Below are 14,565 nucleotides of genomic sequence, written 5' to 3' on the forward strand. Positions count from 1 at the left end.
AAAAGACGCTGTGCGTCCCTCCGCGGCGGGAGGCTTCGGCCCGCGCGACCCTTTAGGGTCGCAAGAACTCCGCCCAAACCTGTGGGGCTCTTCTTCGGCGCACTATTCGCTCTCAGCCTATAGCAATTCGCCGCCAGCGGTGAATGCAACGAGCTCCGGCAAGTTGCAGTCCGCCGCGTGGGGTGGGGCGCACTGCGCGGCTCTGTGAGCCGCAACTGCACTACCTCATTCGTCGCCCCATTCTGCGAAATGCGTTTTCAGCCGCAGCCAGCGGAGAACGAATACGGAGTGCGAGCGGAGTATTTCGGCCCTCCGCATCCGGGGGCTGCGGGCCGACCGTTGGCACGGGAACTTAGCTATTCGCTCTCGGCCCCAAAGCTTGGCAAAAGCACGGCCCAATTCTCTGCCCCGTGTCCGCCTCACTGCGGCTACGGGAGGAGACTGCCCTCGGGCCGGGCAGGCCCCGCGTGCCCGCGGTGGGCAATGGGCCGCCTCGGCCCAATTCCTCCCCCATTCTTTGTTCCGCGCGCCTTGAAAATCCAGTCAAAACGTGCGAGCACATTTTGACGATTTTCCTATTTAGGCGTGGCGCGCGGTCGAATTTTGACCCAGATGGAACTGCCCTCAAGCCGGGCAGGCCACCCTTATACCGGACGGGTGCGTCCACAGGGCGTTTTTACTGCCAAACTCTACCCAAAACTACACGCTACTACCGAGATCCCACAACTGCCCCGCCTCATCTTCCTGCCCCACAAAAAAGATCGGGGAGCAGACCGCTGTATACCGCAAATGCGGCCACAAAACGGTGCTCCCCGATCGGGTGACACACTATCGATAAAATAGACGACGGGCGTTTATTACTTAACCGTCTTGACGATTTCGGCGAATGCCGTCGGGTGGTTCATCGCCAGGTCGGCCAAAACCTTACGGTTCAAGGCGATCCCTTTGGCGTTCACTTTACCCATGAATTCGGAATAGGTCATCCCGTTAGCCCGCACGGCTGCGTTGATACGCTGAATCCAAAGGCCACGGAAATTCCGTTTTTTGTTTTTGCGGTCACGGTAGGCGTAGGTCAAACCTTTTTCTACCGTGTTTTTTGCGACGGTCCAGACGTTCGAACGAGAACCGAAGTTCCCTTTGGCGAGCTTAAGAACCTTTTTGCGGCGAGCGCGACTGGCTACCGCGTTGACACTTCTTGGCATAATGATGCGATTTTCGATCGGCCGGCGGTCGACCCGTTCGGGCGACGCTTGGGGGAACCTGCGTGGGTTCCGCCGGACGCGATCTGGGTTAAAATAAAGTATCGCCCGGTTTTTATGGCCCGGACGGAGGCCGTCGAACAGAATCTACTTCACGAGCATCAGCTTGACAGCCGGCGTGTCGGTAGCGCTCATCGTCCCGGTGTGGGTGAGATTGCGTTTCTGTTTGGTCGTTTTTTTGGTGAGGATGTGGCTTTTGAAAGCGTGTTTCCTCTTCACTTTGCCGGTGCCGGTGAGCGTGAAGCGCTTCTTGGCGGCGGCAACGGTTTTCATTTTCGGCATGGTCGAAATTTATTTAGATGGTTAAAATAGTGTGTTTCAACACAATGAATCCCCTGAAAACATCGGGATTACTTTTTCGCCTTCGGCGCGAGCATAATGCTCATCCGTTTCCCTTCGAGTTTGGGCATCTGTTCGACTTTAGCCCATTCTTCGAGGTCCTGGACAAACCGCAGCAGGAGAATTTCCCCCTGATCTTTGAAGACGATCTGACGTCCGCGGAAGAAGACGTAGGCCTTGACTTTCGCCCCCTCTTTCAGGAAGTTTTCGGCGTGTTTGAGTTTGAAGTTATAGTCGTGGTCGTCGGTCTGAGGCCCGAACCGGATCTCTTTGACAACGACCTTAACGGCCTTGGCTTTAATCTCTTTGGCCTTTTTCTTCTGTTGGTACAGGAATTTCTGGTAGTCGATGATGCGACACACCGGCGGCTCGGCCTTCGGCGAGATTTCCACCAGGTCGAGTTCCTGTTCCTGTGCCATGCGCAACGCCTCCTGCAACGAATAAACATCCTGCCGGGCGATATTTTCCCCGACTAACCGCACCTGCGGAGCGGTAATTTCCCGGTTGATCCGGTGGGGATTCTCTTTCTGTACGCGTCCGCGGAAGGGCGGGCGCGACGGTCTTGGGCGCGGTGGTAGTGCTATAGTTTTGTCCTCCTTAGTATATTTAGTCCAGGGTGTGGCGGTCGCAAAAAGCGTGCCGCACGTTACATGTTATCGGCGATGGGCCGAATCTCTTCGGCAACGAGGTCGGCCACCATCTTGGTGAAGTCGGCCAGAGTCATCGCTCCGCGATCCTTACCCTCGCCCTGCATCCGGACGGTGACGGTCTCGTCCCGCTGTTCGTTGTCGCCCACGATGAGCAGAATGGGCACCTTGGCCAACTCGTTATCCCGGATTTTACGGCCGATTTTTTCGTCGCGGTCGTCGACGCGGGTGCGAATATCGCAATTATTCAGCAATTTAGCAACTTTTTTCGCGTAGTCGTTGTACTTTTCGCTGATGGGCAGTACGACGGCCTGCTCCGGGGTCAGCCACAGCGGGAATTTCCCGCCGGTATGTTCCAACAACACGGCGACGAACCGTTCCATCGATCCGAACGGGGCGCGGTGGATCATGATCGGCCGGTGTTCCTTGTCGTCCGATCCTTTGTAGGTCAGGTCGAAACGCTCCGGCAGGTTGTAGTCCACCTGGATCGTCCCGAGCTGCCACTTCCGCCCCAAGGCGTCTTTGACCATAAAGTCGAGCTTGGGCCCGTAGAAAGCCGCTTCGCCGGTCTCCACAATGGTCTCCAGCCCCTTTTCCGCCGCCGCTTCGATAATCGCGGTCTCGGCCTTGTGCCAGTTCTCGTCCGTCCCGATGTATTTCTCCTTGTTATCCGGATCGCGCAACGAAACCTGTGCCGTAAACTCCTTGAAGTCCAAGGTCTTGAAGATATACAGCACGATGTCGATCACCTTCTTGAACTCGTCTTTGAGCTGGTCGGGCCGACAGAAGAGGTGGGCGTCGTCCTGCGTAAACCCGCGCACACGGGTCAACCCGTGCAGCTCCCCGCTCATCTCGTACCGGTACACTGTCCCGAACTCCGCCAGCCGAACGGGCAAGTCCTTATAAGAACGCGGTTTCGACCGATAAATTTCGCAGTGGTGCGGACAGTTCATCGGTTTGAGCAAAAATTCCTCGTTCTCGTCCGGCGTATGAATAGGCTGAAAAGAATCCTTCCCATACTTGGCATAGTGTCCCGAGGTGACATACAGATCTTTCATCCCGATATGCGGGGTAATGACCTGTTCGTACCCGTACTGTTTCTGCACCCCTTTGAGAAAATTCTCCAGCCGCTCTCTGAGCGCCGCCCCCTTGGGCAGCCACAGGGGCAAGCCCTGCCCCACCCGCGGACTGAAGGTGAAGAGTTCCAGCTCTTTCCCCAGCTTCCGGTGGTCGCGTTTCTTCGCCTCCTCGACCAGCGCCAGATATTCGTCGAGCATCGATTTCTTCGGGAAGGTAATACCGTAAATCCGGGTGAGCATCTTCCGCTTTTCATCCCCGCGCCAGTAAGCCCCCGCCACGGCGGTCAATTTCACGGCCTTGATCGGAGCGGTATCCGCCAGGTGCGGCCCCCGACAAAGGTCGGTGTACGCGCCGTTGCTGTAGAAGGTAATCGTCCCGTCGGTCAAGTCGCCGATGAGCTCGCACTTGTACTCGTCGCCCTTCTTCGTATAGGTCTCCATCGCTTCCGCCTTGGAGACTTCGCGCCGCACGAACGGCTGTTTCTCTCTGGCGATTTCGAGCATCTTCTGTTCGATCTTCGCCAGGTCGCCTTCGGTAATCGGCGTGGGCGAGTCGACGTCGTAATAGAATCCGTTATCGATGGCCGGCCCGATCCCGAACTTGATGCCGGGATACAGCTGCTCGAGCGCCGCGGCCAACAGGTGCGACGAGGAGTGCCAGAAAGCATGCTTCGCCTCCGGTTCGTCCCATTTGTGGAACCGGACAGAGACGCTGTTTTCGATCGGTTTCTGAATATCCCAGCTCTGTCCGTTCACGGTCGCGGCAAAGGTCTCCTGCGCCAGTCTCGGACTAATCGATTCGGCGATCTGAAGCGGCGTGACGCCTGCTGCGAACTGACGGCTGCTGCCGTCGGGGAATGTAATGTCGATCATACTTGCTCGGTGTGTAAAACGCCGTCCGCTCCGGCTCGGCGCGGACGGATTGACAAAGTTAGCCATTTTTCTCTGTTTCGGTACACGGAGGGGCGGAAAAGCGAACTTCCGAACGGTTTTTTCATCCGAGGGGTTGCACGAATCAAAAAAAGCGTTACCTTTGTCCCGCTTTCGTACTTTTCTGCGGTTTGCGGAGGGTGCGGCCTCTCGCCCAGGTGGTGAAATTGGTAGACACGCTACTTTGAGGGGGTAGTGCCGGTTGCGGCGTGCAAGTTCGAGTCTTGTCCTGGGCACCATGAAGAAAGAGAGATGATTGACATTCAGTCGGTTACCTCTCTTTCTTTTTCTATCCGCACAACATTTGCACAACAAATCCCCTATTTCCCGTCCCGCTCCTTGCGCAATTCATCCAGGTAAGAAGCCGTGATAATCCCCGACGGCAGCGCAATGATCGCCACGCCGAACAACGCAGAAAGCATACTAATCACCCGCCCCAAGTCATTCGCCGGGCAAATATCGCCGTATCCTACCGTCGTCAAGGTCGTCGTGGCCCAATACAGCGCATCGAAATAGGAATCGAAATGGGAACTCCCCTGCCCCGCATTGAACATGATAAGCGCGGTAACAACGATGTAGAACACGGCGATCATCAACACCGACAACAGCACCTTCCGTTCGTTCCGCAAGACGCGAAACAGCAGCTGGAACTGCTCGGAGTAGCGAAAGAATTTGAACACCCGCACGATCTTCAGCAGCCGCGACACCCGGAAAATCTTGTACCCGTTCGGTAGCAGATTGACGCCGGGCAAAATGGACAACAAATCCACAATCCCCATCGGCGTGATCGGATACAGCAGGAAAGCCGCCCACCGATGCGCGTAAGTCCGCCGCAGGTCGGCGGTCATCCAATGGGCGATATAGTCAGGATAAAGACAATAACGGTGAAGAGGTCGAAATAGTAAAACACCGGATACTGCTGCCGAAAGAACAGCGGCAACAAGCTCAGGCAGATGCAAACGGACATGAATATGTCGTATCCGTAACTGAGTCCGCTGTGCCCCTCGCTCTTTTCTACGATCTGATATATCCGCTGGCGAAATTCAATCATACTTTGCATGAAACGCCCAGGGTCTACTATTACTCCCCGCCGTTGGTCGTCCCTTCGTAATAATCGACAGCCGCACAGATAGGTTCCGCCAAAGTATAAATCTCGTCCAGGCTGTTGATCAAATGTCGAGTTTCATTCTTCTCCGCATCGAATGTGCCGACGTATTTATTGCTCCGGTTGAACCACAATCGACAAATCGGCTTCCGGTTGTTGTCATCCAGCAGAACCCCGAAATACGACTTCGTATCGCGCCCGACAACTCGATTCAAAGATACTTTTTGCGCCAGAATAGACTTAACGATATAATAGCCCTGCAATTCTTCCGCAGTAGTTACGATACCGTTGTCGGAATCTTCGCAATGTTCCGCCTCTGGTTCCGATTTTTCCGCAGTTGAAGTAGTCGAAACTTGAACGTCATTATTTAAAGCGGCTTTCAACCGTTCATTGATAATGTCGTTTTTCCACTGCGAGGCGGCACGCTTCATCAAGCCGGTAAACTGCTCCATTGCCCGCTCTTTCATCTGGCCGCTATACACCTGCCGAGCGAAAAACTTCACAAATTCCGGCGTCGGATTACTCATCTCGGAAGCGATCAGCCGTTTCAACTCATTCGTATATTTGAGTTCGCTTGCCGTATTCATGATGTTATCCACATCGAAATACGACTTATGGAACTTGCGCAACTCCTCGATCTGCGTGTCCCGCAATTCCAACAAATTGACCTCCAAGAACGGTTTTTCATCCATCACATTCTCTTTCTCCAGATCGGTATAGAATCGATAGATGATACCATTGGTCAACACACCGAATTTGGCCGGCGAAACGGTGAAGTACCGCAACAATTGATTATCGTGCAGGCTAAGATCCTGCAAGCAATGCTTGCACTCGATAAGAATGACAGGCTTCCCGTCCTGCATAATGGCATAATCGATCTTCTCCCCTTTCTTGGTGCCTATGTCGCAGATGAACTCGGGAACGACTTCGGTCGGATTGAAAACGTCGTAACCCAACGCATTGATAAACGGCATAATAAAAGCGTTTTTTGTCGCCTCTTCCGTCAGAACGTTATCTTTCATCTTTTCGATGCGTTCCACCAACTGCCGTATAATGTCTTGAAAATCCATGTGAAAAATTTTAGTAGATATTTCTAATTGTTAAAGCGCGCTTTTCTTGAATGTCCGAAATGCGGCATGCCGTTGAGGTGTCGAGACTATCCGCGTGCCGCCGTCGATGCAACACCCGGCACACCCGCCACATCCCCCTTTTGTGCCAACTGTTGAGTCAGCGCAGCAATCGTATTAGCATTTTGCTCAATCGTGCGTTGTTGCGACTCAATCACCGCCCACAATTTTACGTCATTTTTTGCAATATTCAAACCACCGTCTTTCAGCATTTCCCCTTTTCCAGTAATAAGCCATTCGATATTCAGATCAGGATAAGCAACTAAGATTTTCGCAAGAACGACATCGGAAACAGTTGCATTCATCTTGTCGGCATCTAATAATCCCCGTTTTATATCCGTTGACTGGAAAAAAACAGTCTTACTAATCCCCTTAAATTCAATGTATTGTAAAATTCTTTGCTTTGTCATTGCGAAAATCTTAGCAGACTACTTGTTTATTGCGATAATATTCGCAATCTTTGCCCTTGCAATCACAGTTGCAATAACAAATGTAACAATTTAACGGAGCGATAACTATAAATAGGCTTTAATAATCGAATACGATGCCAGCAAAACAAGTGAAACAGGAAAGCATAGCAAGACGATTTTTTGAAAAACTAAAATCCATTTGGGGATGGGTACATAAATACAAATGGATTGGTCAACAGAATGACCTTTTAGGACCTTGTTACGTCCTGCTTCTAACTCCTGGGCCACTTTCAGCGACTGATTGGATAATGCGTATAGTTGAATCGCATTTAACAGACAAGAAATGCACAATAGAATTAGAGCAAATAGATACAGAACTCGGAGCCGTGGTAAAGTGGAAATGTTTACAGGAAGGACAACCAGTATTCCAAGGATGCTTGATGATACAAGAAGAAGATTTTGAAAAAACCGCTCGATTTTATTTAGATGATCCCGGCGATAATTAGAAATCCGACCAGCAAGATCATTGATTAGTTGAGTATTCATAACACTTGATTTTAAGTTTTGGACATCTCAAAATTAAGTGTTTTCCCGTAGCGGCGCAAGGCCGCCGCCCGGAGCGAGACCGGGGCGGGAGCGACGAACAATAGAAAAACCCAAAGACCACACACCCATGGTGGAAATAGTCAAAAGAGTCGATTTGATCGCCACGTTCGACAACCTCAAAAAGGCCGGCGATACGGTTGAAATCCGGCTTTCGGATGCCACCGAATCGAACGTACGGTCGGCTGCGTCTCGGTATTCGCAGCGCAAGAAAGTCCGTTTGGTCGTCGCGGCGACGTTGGGGGCCGATAGTATCAAAGTAATGCGTGATTCCTAACATGGCAGCCTTGAAACTCGAAGAATTGATAAACGGCGGGGCCAACATCACGCTGGCCATTTCGTCAGCGGATTTGAAGGAGTTCGCCCAGGCCGTTGCCGATGCCACACGCCTCAAGATCGAGCGGGAAATCGCCGACGGAAAGACGGAGATGTTATACACGATCGAATACGTGGCGGAAAAGCTGTCGGTGAATCGCAGCACGCTTTGGCGGTGGGACAAAAACGGCTACTTGAAAGTCATCGAGATCGGCGGACAACGTCGGTACCGAAAGTCGGACATCGACCGGATTTTGAATGCCAAAAACGAACCGGCCCAATAAACGAACAAACGATGGAAGGTTGGATCAAATCATATCGGGCCATACTGGATAACCCGATCGTCTGCAAAGACGCGGATCATTACGCCGTATGGGGCTATCTGCTGCATAACGCCGCGCATACGCCCACGGACGCCATGTTCAACGGTAAGCGAATTACCCTGCAACCGGGGCAGCTGATTACCGGGCGGCGGAAAATCGCCGAAATGTTCCGGATAGACGAGAGTAAGGTGCGCCGGATTCTGAAACTCTTTGAGAGCGAACAACAGATTGAACAACGACCGACCAACACAAGCACCTTAGTCTCAGTATGTAACTGGGCTATTTACCAAGGCGGCGACCAACCGAATGAACAGCCGGTAGCCAACGAATGCACAACGAATGACCAGTCAATGGCCAGCCGTTGCCCATCTGATGGCCAACGACCGACCATCGAGCGCACAACGACCGACCAGCCATTGACCACTATACAAGAATGTAAGAATGAAAAGAATATAGAATGTAAGAATATCACACACACAGATTTTTCCACAGAACGTAAGAAAAAATCGCGCGCGACGGAAATTTTGAGCTGGGTGGCGACCAACTATCCGGCCGTGCTGCGGATGGCCGAACCGCTGACGGAGCAACAGGCGGAATGGCTGGCCGGGAAATACACCGATGACGACATCCGGCGAATTGTGATGGCCATGGACAACAAGGGAGCGACCAAGAACAAATCGGCCTATTCCACCTTCGTTGCCTTTGCCGGTCGGGATGCGATTCTACGTGAGCGCAAAGAGGCCGCAGCGGGGAAGCAATACACGTACAGCGAGGTTTGCGACCTGGTATCCACGGGGCGGTATTCGATGGACGATTTCGGACCGGTGGCAACGACCCCGAACGGCAAAAAGCTATTCACCCGTCGACAAGACATCTCCCCCAATGCGTAATGCCATGGAAATACTCGACATCATCCGCCGTATTGTCGCCCGCAAGCGAGCGGCCCGGAAAGAGCCGGTATTTGCCCTGTTCCCGGAGATACTGGCGGAATACGTGGCCGCCGGGGGTACCGATGGACTGAGCGACAAACTGGCGGCCCTCGAAGAGCAGGGGGTAATCTCCTCCCATCGGACGGCAACGAGCCGATCATACGGGCCGGTTGAGGAGGAAGAGGATGAGAAAAACGAAAAAGAGGTCGGAAAATCGAATCAAATCGACTTGGATAATGAAGTATTCGGATTTGAAGAGAAAATTTAACAGTGAGGCTAAAAACGGGCAAGACGGCGGCGTTTCGGATCGGATGCCGGATCGGAAATCGCAAAATGGCGAAACGATGACCGTTGAGGAGCTTCGGGCGATGTGGTCAAGCGGAAGTCCGAACGGCAATCGGAAGGTCCGGAATGCCACCCGAATCGAGCGGGACGGGGTTGTTTTCGCCAGCAAGGTCGAACGCTTCATGTATGACCTGCTGACCTTGCACGGGATCGGTTTCGAGTTTCAGAAACGATATGTCTTGCAAGAGGGGTTCCGGTACAATGGCGAAACGGTACGCCCCGTAACATACACCACGGATTTTTGGCTGCCGGATCACGACATGGTGATCGACACCAAAGGCCACAAGACCCAGCAGGGGACTTTACGAATCAAAATGTTAAAACGACAGTTCGCCGAAGCGGGCATGACGACACGGATCGAGCTGCCGCGAAACCCGGACGAATGCAGTGCCCTTGTCGGGCGATTGATAGACGAAAAACGTTGAGGCCATGAAAACCTATTCGGATTTTTTGAACGGCAAGATCAATTTGGCCGTACAGAGCGGGTTCGAGATTGAGGAGACGGAATTATCCCCGATCCTCAAACCGCACCAGCGCGAAGCGGTCAAATGGGCCGTTCGCGGCGGTTGCCGCGCCCTGTTCGAGAGCTTCGGACTTGGCAAGACGCTCCAGCAGTTGGAGATATGCCGCATCATTACCGCCCGGGAGGGCGGCCGCGCACTGATCGTCTGTCCGCTCGGCGTGAAGCAGGAGTTTACGCAGGACGCCCGGGAGCTGCTCGGCATGGAAGTGGAGTACATCCGCAACCGCGCTGAATCGCTGGCCAGCACCGCGACCGTACAGATCACCAACTACGAGCGGATGCGGGACGGGGATATAACACCGAACGACTATACCGTCGTTTGCCTCGACGAAGCCTCCGTATTGCGGTCGTTCGGGTCGAAGACCTACCAGACTTTCCTGCCGAAGTTCCGCGATGTCAAATACCGGTTCGTCTGTACGGCCACTCCGTCGCCGAACAAGTACAAAGAGTTGATCCATTACGCCGGTTTCCTCGGGGTGATGGACACCGGCCAAGCTCTGACGCGGTTTTTCCAGCGAGACAGCACCAAGGCCAATAACCTGACCCTCTATCCGCACAAGGAGCGCGAATTTTGGTTGTGGCTGTCGTCGTGGGCTCTGTTCATCACCAAGCCGTCCGACCTGGGTTTCGACGACGCAGGGTATGACCTGCCGGAGATGCGGGTAATCTACCATGAAGTAGCGGTCGAGCACGATGCGGGATTGGTGGACAAGTTCGGCCAAAGCCAGCTGTTCCGCGATGCGGCGTTGGGCCTCAAAGAGGCGGCCCGCGAAAAACGCGACAGCATGGCGGCCCGGATCGCCAAAACCAGGGAGATCATCGAGGCCGATCCGGAGAGTCATTACGTAATCTGGCACGATCTCGAAGCCGAACGGCATGCACTCAAAACGGCCATCCCGGAGATCACGGAGGTGTACGGCTCGCAAGACCTCGACCAGCGAGAACAGCGGATTGTTGATTTCTCGCACGGTCGGATCAAATATTTGGCCACCAAGCCCAGTATTAGCGGTCAGGGGTGCAACTTCCAACGGCATTGCCACAAGGCGATCTTCACGGGGATCGGTTACGAGTTCAACGATTTTATCCAGGCTGTCCACCGGGTGTATCGCTTTCTGCAAACCGAAGAGGTCGAAATACACATCATCTATGCCGAAAGCGAGGGCGAAATCCTCAAAGCCTTGCAGAAGAAATGGAAACAGCACGACTATTTGGTCGAGCAGATGACGCGAATCATTCGGGAAAACGGATTGAACACCACCAATATTTACGAAAAAATGCAACGTTCCATCGGCGTCGAACGACGCGAAGAGGCCGGCCGCTACTATCGGGCCATCCACAACGACACGACGATCGAAACGGCCCGGATGGCCGACAATTCGGTCGCACTGATCCACACCTCTATCCCGTTCAGCAACCATTACGAATATACGCCCAGTTACAACGACTTCGGCCACAACGAGAACAACGCCAAGTTCTTCGAGCAGATGGATTACCTGACGCCGGAACTGTTGCGGGTGCTCCAGCCGGGGCGGATCGCGGCGGTTCATGTCAAGGACCGGGTATTGTTTGGCAACGCCACCGGTACCGGAATGCCGACCATCGACCCGTTCCATTCGGAGTGCATATCGCACTACCTCAAACACGGGTTTCACATGGTGGGGATGATTACGGTGGTTACAGATGTGGTTCGGGAGAACAACCAAACTTACCGCCTCGGATGGTCGGAGCAGTGCAAGGACGGTTCGAAAATGGGGGTGGGATGTCCGGAATACATTCTGTTGTTCCGCAAGCGGCCCACGGACGGGAGTAAAGCATACGCGGATGTTCCGGTATGCAAGTCGAAAGAGGAGTACACCCGGGCGCAATGGCAGATCGACGCGCATGCCTTTTGGAACAGTTCGGGTAACCGGCTCCTGTCGGCGGATGAGTTCGCGGCTATGGATGTGGACAAGGCGCGCCGATTCTTTCGCCTCCAATCTCGGGAACTGGTGTACGACTATGCGGCCCACGTGGAGTTGGCCAAGCGGATGGACACGGCGGGGCGGTTGCCGGCGACGTTCATGGCGGTGGACCCGGTCAGCAAATCGGAATGGGTATGGGACGATGTCGTCCGGATGCGGACGCTCAACAGCCGACAGAAGCAAAAGAGGCTCCAAAACCACATCTGTCCGCTTCAGTTGGACATCGTGGAACGAATCATCAACCGGTACAGCAATCCGGGCGAGGTGGTCTACGATCCGTTCGGAGGAATCGGCACGGTACCGTACACGGCTGTCAAGATGGGGCGTTTCGGCCTCTCTACGGAGCTAAATCCGGATTATTGGCGGGATTCATTGGTGTATCTCCGAGAAGCGGAACAAAATCGAAACGCCCCCACGCTTTTCGACATGATTCAAACGGCATAACTATGGGAAAATTGACATTGAAAGACGGCAAGTTTTGGCGCGATGGCGTTGAAGTGCCGCCACGCATCGGCGACGCAGAACAGATCGCTCTCTTGCAGCAAGCAGAAAGAGAAGCAGAACAGCGTGAAATCGACGCGAACGGAGACGGGATAGAACTCGAATTTTCGATAGAAGAGCTCCGGTATACAGGGCAGATTACTTGCATTTGCGGAAAAGTGATAAGCAACGATTTCGAGTGCAATTACTTCGGCCGTAGCGATTCATTCGAGGATGTTATGACGGCGGCCTGCGATAGTCATTGCATGAAATGCCCGAAATGCGGGCGTGAATATGAAATTGTTTACGGGCGGGCGGTGCTAATTCACGGGAATGACTGATACCACCGAAAACCAAATGACCCACGCATCGCTGTTCTCCGGGATCGGAGGGTTCGACCTGGCCGCTGAATGGGCCGGGTGGACGAATCTTTTCAACTGCGAAATAGACCCGTTTTGCCAACGAGTGCTCAAATACCACTTTCCGAATGCTGAACAATACACCGACATACGAACGACAGATTTCACTCTTTGGAGAGATCGAATCGACGTGCTTACGGGAGGTTTCCCATGCCAGCCGTTCAGCGTTGCCGGTAAGCGGCAAGGAACGGATGATCCCCGCCACCTGTGGCCCGAGATGCTTAGAGCAATTCGCGAGATTCGTCCCCGCTGGATCGTGGGCGAGAACGTTCGCGGAATCCTTAGTTGGAACGGCGGGATGGTCTTCGAGCAGGTGTGTGCTGACCTGGAGGCTGCGGGGTACGAAGTGCAACCGCTTATACTTCCAGCTTGCAGTGTCGGAGCTCCCCACCGCCGCGACCGGGTCTGGTTTGTTGCCCACCGCACAGACGCAGGGTCTGAAACGGAACGAGGGAGGTCGGACGGTGTTTTATCCGACGGCCTTGCTGCCAACACCGACGGCTCAGGAGGGGAAGAATACAACGCTCCCGAAAAGTCAAGCGAACAGATGCGGAAGCATCGTGAAGGAAGTTATCATCCGATGCCAACCTGGGAACGGTTCCCGACTCAATCCCCGGTTTGTAGCGGAGATGATGGGCTTCCCGCCGGATTGGACGGAATCACCGTTCCTCGCTGGCGCGCAGAATCGATCAAAGCCTACGGAAACGCGATAGTGCCGCAGGTGGCCTATCGGATATTTCAAGCCATAAACGAATACGAAAGATGATAACCCACGCCCGCTTTACGCATTACGAACGGTTGCAGCTGCTCCGGCAGCAGCAAATGAACCGGAAGCCATCGCCGCCAACTGTAGACGAACAGCAGCAGGCCTACTATGCAGTCGATATGCTGCTTTTCGTGCAGTGCCTGCTGTTTGCCGTGGGCGACCTGACCCGCACGCTCCGGGAGGCCGGGATGTTGCGCCACGCCGCCAAACAGGCCATGAACCGCATGGACGCCCTCACGGCGGAGGTCAGCGAGGCGGCCTATCGGGTTTTCACCCGCCACACCGACCTCGGGCGGCCCTACGTCGACCGGTGCGAAGCGGCCTACCGGATCATTGACGACTCTGTGGAAGGGGTATCCGAGCCGAGGGAGGTGTCAAAGTACAAGAGCATCGCATTGGCCTTGGCGGAGCTGATCGCGGAGTACAACGACCGGCTTTGTCCCCGCTTCCGGTTCGACACGGCAGACAGGCTCCGGGGGATCCCGACCCTGCTCCGGCACGTCGCCGCCGAGACCAACCCGCTGGCCGCGACCGTCATCCGAACCAATGTAACAGCCAAAAACCTACAAATCAAAATCGAATAACTATGGGACTTTTCGGAAGACCAAAATGCCCCCACTGTGGCGCAAAGTTAGAACCGACAAATTACAGTTTCCCTTACCCTCAATGGCGTTGTCGCTCTTGCATCGAGAGAAACGCAGAAGAAGAGAAGCGAAAAAAACGGATTGCCGAGTTGGAAAAACGGATTGCAGAACTGGAACAAACGAAACAAACCGAATAGTGAAAACAAAAACCCACATACACGAATATTGCAAGGAGTGTCGCACATACCTTTCCAAGGACTGGTATGGTGGGAACTACGATTGTCGATTTGCAGATGTTTGTAACGAACGAAAAGGTATCTTGCCTTCGTAAACGATTGCCAGGCTAAGGCAGTTGAGGCGTTCAAACGGATGTGTCCGTTCCAGGACGGCAGATGTCGGCCAAACTGCGAGGGTTGCGCCC

18 protein-coding genes and 1 tRNA gene are annotated in these 14,565 nt (G+C 53.9%); 11 read left to right on the forward strand and 8 right to left on the reverse strand.

All coding sequences use genetic code 11. The features are described 5' to 3' along the window. Positions 1 to 857: 857 nt before the first annotated feature. The 4 genes from rplT to thrS form a co-directional block, all read right to left on the reverse strand. A complete protein-coding gene (gene rplT / locus QZ302_RS01495) occupies positions 858 to 1,202 on the reverse strand; it encodes a 50S ribosomal protein L20 (RefSeq protein WP_294591686.1) in 345 nt (114 codons plus the stop codon). 144 nt (positions 1,203 to 1,346) lie between these two features. Continuing rightward, on the reverse strand, positions 1,347 to 1,541 hold the full coding sequence (gene rpmI, locus QZ302_RS01500) for a 50S ribosomal protein L35 (protein ID WP_294591688.1): 195 nt from the start codon (positions 1,539 to 1,541) through the stop codon (positions 1,347 to 1,349). 68 nt (positions 1,542 to 1,609) lie between these two features. Continuing rightward, a complete protein-coding gene (gene infC, locus QZ302_RS01505; RefSeq protein WP_294591802.1) occupies positions 1,610 to 2,182 on the reverse strand; it encodes a translation initiation factor IF-3 in 573 nt (190 codons plus the stop codon). A gap of 62 nt (positions 2,183 to 2,244) precedes the next feature. Next, positions 2,245 to 4,197 (reverse strand): threonine--tRNA ligase, encoded by a 1,953-nt coding sequence (thrS, locus tag QZ302_RS01510; RefSeq protein WP_294591690.1) that lies wholly within the window; start codon positions 4,195 to 4,197, stop codon positions 2,245 to 2,247. Positions 4,198 to 4,406: 209 nt separating this feature from the next. Here thrS and QZ302_RS01515 point away from each other — a divergent pair. Continuing rightward, positions 4,407 to 4,493: transfer RNA gene (locus tag QZ302_RS01515), tRNA-Leu, on the forward strand. Positions 4,494 to 4,574: 81 nt separating this feature from the next. On the opposite strand, the gene QZ302_RS01520 is transcribed toward QZ302_RS01515, so the two are convergent. The 4 genes from QZ302_RS01520 to QZ302_RS01535 form a co-directional block, all read right to left on the reverse strand. Further along, positions 4,575 to 5,102 (reverse strand): ion transporter, encoded by a 528-nt coding sequence (locus tag QZ302_RS01520; RefSeq protein ID WP_294591692.1) that lies wholly within the window; start codon positions 5,100 to 5,102, stop codon positions 4,575 to 4,577. Beyond that, the gene (locus QZ302_RS01525; protein WP_294591694.1) at positions 5,099 to 5,305 is read right to left on the reverse strand and encodes a hypothetical protein; all 207 of its coding nucleotides are present in this window, start codon (positions 5,303 to 5,305) and stop codon (positions 5,099 to 5,101) included. Before QZ302_RS01525 ends, QZ302_RS01520 begins: the two co-directional genes overlap by 4 nt. A 29-nt stretch (positions 5,306 to 5,334) precedes the next feature. Then, positions 5,335 to 6,429 (reverse strand): type I restriction endonuclease, encoded by a 1,095-nt coding sequence (locus QZ302_RS01530; RefSeq protein ID WP_294591696.1) that lies wholly within the window; start codon positions 6,427 to 6,429, stop codon positions 5,335 to 5,337. Between the two features lie 86 nt (positions 6,430 to 6,515). Then, positions 6,516 to 6,896 carry a hypothetical protein gene (locus QZ302_RS01535; RefSeq protein ID WP_294591698.1) on the reverse strand — a complete coding sequence of 127 codons (381 nt, stop codon included), beginning with the start codon at positions 6,894 to 6,896 and terminating at the stop codon, positions 6,516 to 6,518. Positions 6,897 to 7,030: 134 nt separating this feature from the next. On the opposite strand from QZ302_RS01535, the gene QZ302_RS01540 reads away from it, so the two are divergent. The 10 genes from QZ302_RS01540 (at position 7,031) to QZ302_RS01585 (ending at position 14,144) form a co-directional block, all read left to right on the forward strand. Beyond that, positions 7,031 to 7,402 (forward strand): hypothetical protein, encoded by a 372-nt coding sequence (locus QZ302_RS01540; RefSeq protein ID WP_294591701.1) that lies wholly within the window; start codon positions 7,031 to 7,033, stop codon positions 7,400 to 7,402. A gap of 167 nt (positions 7,403 to 7,569) precedes the next feature. Then, the gene (locus QZ302_RS01545; RefSeq protein WP_294591703.1) at positions 7,570 to 7,776 is read left to right on the forward strand and encodes a hypothetical protein; all 207 of its coding nucleotides are present in this window, start codon (positions 7,570 to 7,572) and stop codon (positions 7,774 to 7,776) included. 1 nt (position 7,777) lies between these two features. Next, the gene (locus QZ302_RS01550) at positions 7,778 to 8,098 is read left to right on the forward strand and encodes a helix-turn-helix domain-containing protein (protein ID WP_294591705.1); all 321 of its coding nucleotides are present in this window, start codon (positions 7,778 to 7,780) and stop codon (positions 8,096 to 8,098) included. A gap of 11 nt (positions 8,099 to 8,109) precedes the next feature. Next, on the forward strand, positions 8,110 to 9,027 hold the full coding sequence (locus QZ302_RS01555) for a hypothetical protein (protein WP_294591707.1): 918 nt from the start codon (positions 8,110 to 8,112) through the stop codon (positions 9,025 to 9,027). Between the two features lie 4 nt (positions 9,028 to 9,031). After that, positions 9,032 to 9,334 carry a hypothetical protein gene (locus tag QZ302_RS01560; protein WP_294591709.1) on the forward strand — a complete coding sequence of 101 codons (303 nt, stop codon included), beginning with the start codon at positions 9,032 to 9,034 and terminating at the stop codon, positions 9,332 to 9,334. Next, the gene (locus QZ302_RS01565) at positions 9,318 to 9,836 is read left to right on the forward strand and encodes a DUF1064 domain-containing protein (protein ID WP_294591711.1); all 519 of its coding nucleotides are present in this window, start codon (positions 9,318 to 9,320) and stop codon (positions 9,834 to 9,836) included. The genes QZ302_RS01560 and QZ302_RS01565 overlap by 17 nt, the downstream gene beginning before the upstream one ends. Before the next feature lie 4 nt (positions 9,837 to 9,840). Beyond that, positions 9,841 to 12,339, forward strand: coding sequence for a DNA methyltransferase (locus tag QZ302_RS01570; protein ID WP_294591713.1), 2,499 nt, complete (start codon positions 9,841 to 9,843; stop codon positions 12,337 to 12,339). A 2-nt stretch (positions 12,340 to 12,341) separates the two neighbouring features. Then, entirely contained in the window at positions 12,342 to 12,716 is a 375-nt protein-coding gene (locus QZ302_RS01575) for a hypothetical protein (RefSeq protein WP_294591715.1), read from the forward strand. Between the two features lie 16 nt (positions 12,717 to 12,732). After that, positions 12,733 to 13,560, forward strand: coding sequence for a DNA cytosine methyltransferase (locus tag QZ302_RS01580; protein ID WP_294591804.1), 828 nt, complete (start codon positions 12,733 to 12,735; stop codon positions 13,558 to 13,560). Then, positions 13,557 to 14,144 (forward strand): hypothetical protein, encoded by a 588-nt coding sequence (locus QZ302_RS01585; protein WP_294591717.1) that lies wholly within the window; start codon positions 13,557 to 13,559, stop codon positions 14,142 to 14,144. Before QZ302_RS01580 ends, QZ302_RS01585 begins: the two co-directional genes overlap by 4 nt. Positions 14,145 to 14,565: the final 421 nt, after the last annotated feature.

Origin of the sequence: uncultured Rikenella sp., from assembly GCF_910579375.1 — a bacterium.
Classification (GTDB): Bacteria; Bacteroidota; Bacteroidia; order Bacteroidales; family Rikenellaceae; genus Rikenella.

Bases quoted from the DNA above. Each gene is read 5' to 3' on its own strand.
- thrS (WP_294591690.1), bottom strand. From the start codon at position 4,197: ATGATCGACATTACATTCCCCGACGGCAGCAGCCGTCAGTTCGCAGCA.
- QZ302_RS01560 (WP_294591709.1), top strand. From the start codon at position 9,032: ATGGAAATACTCGACATCATCCGCCGTATTGTCGCCCGCAAGCGAGCG.
- QZ302_RS01525 (WP_294591694.1), bottom strand. From the start codon at position 5,305: ATGATTGAATTTCGCCAGCGGATATATCAGATCGTAGAAAAGAGCGAG.
- QZ302_RS01520 (WP_294591692.1), bottom strand. From the start codon at position 5,102: ATGACCGCCGACCTGCGGCGGACTTACGCGCATCGGTGGGCGGCTTTC.
- QZ302_RS01585 (WP_294591717.1), top strand. From the start codon at position 13,557: ATGATAACCCACGCCCGCTTTACGCATTACGAACGGTTGCAGCTGCTC.
- QZ302_RS01535 (WP_294591698.1), bottom strand. From the start codon at position 6,896: ATGACAAAGCAAAGAATTTTACAATACATTGAATTTAAGGGGATTAGT.
- QZ302_RS01530 (WP_294591696.1), bottom strand. From the start codon at position 6,429: ATGGATTTTCAAGACATTATACGGCAGTTGGTGGAACGCATCGAAAAG.
- QZ302_RS01540 (WP_294591701.1), top strand. From the start codon at position 7,031: ATGCCAGCAAAACAAGTGAAACAGGAAAGCATAGCAAGACGATTTTTT.
- QZ302_RS01580 (WP_294591804.1), top strand. From the start codon at position 12,733: ATGACCCACGCATCGCTGTTCTCCGGGATCGGAGGGTTCGACCTGGCC.
- QZ302_RS01570 (WP_294591713.1), top strand. From the start codon at position 9,841: ATGAAAACCTATTCGGATTTTTTGAACGGCAAGATCAATTTGGCCGTA.
- rpmI (WP_294591688.1), bottom strand. From the start codon at position 1,541: ATGCCGAAAATGAAAACCGTTGCCGCCGCCAAGAAGCGCTTCACGCTC.
- QZ302_RS01555 (WP_294591707.1), top strand. From the start codon at position 8,110: ATGGAAGGTTGGATCAAATCATATCGGGCCATACTGGATAACCCGATC.
- QZ302_RS01550 (WP_294591705.1), top strand. From the start codon at position 7,778: ATGGCAGCCTTGAAACTCGAAGAATTGATAAACGGCGGGGCCAACATC.
- QZ302_RS01545 (WP_294591703.1), top strand. From the start codon at position 7,570: ATGGTGGAAATAGTCAAAAGAGTCGATTTGATCGCCACGTTCGACAAC.
- rplT (WP_294591686.1), bottom strand. From the start codon at position 1,202: ATGCCAAGAAGTGTCAACGCGGTAGCCAGTCGCGCTCGCCGCAAAAAG.
- QZ302_RS01575 (WP_294591715.1), top strand. From the start codon at position 12,342: ATGGGAAAATTGACATTGAAAGACGGCAAGTTTTGGCGCGATGGCGTT.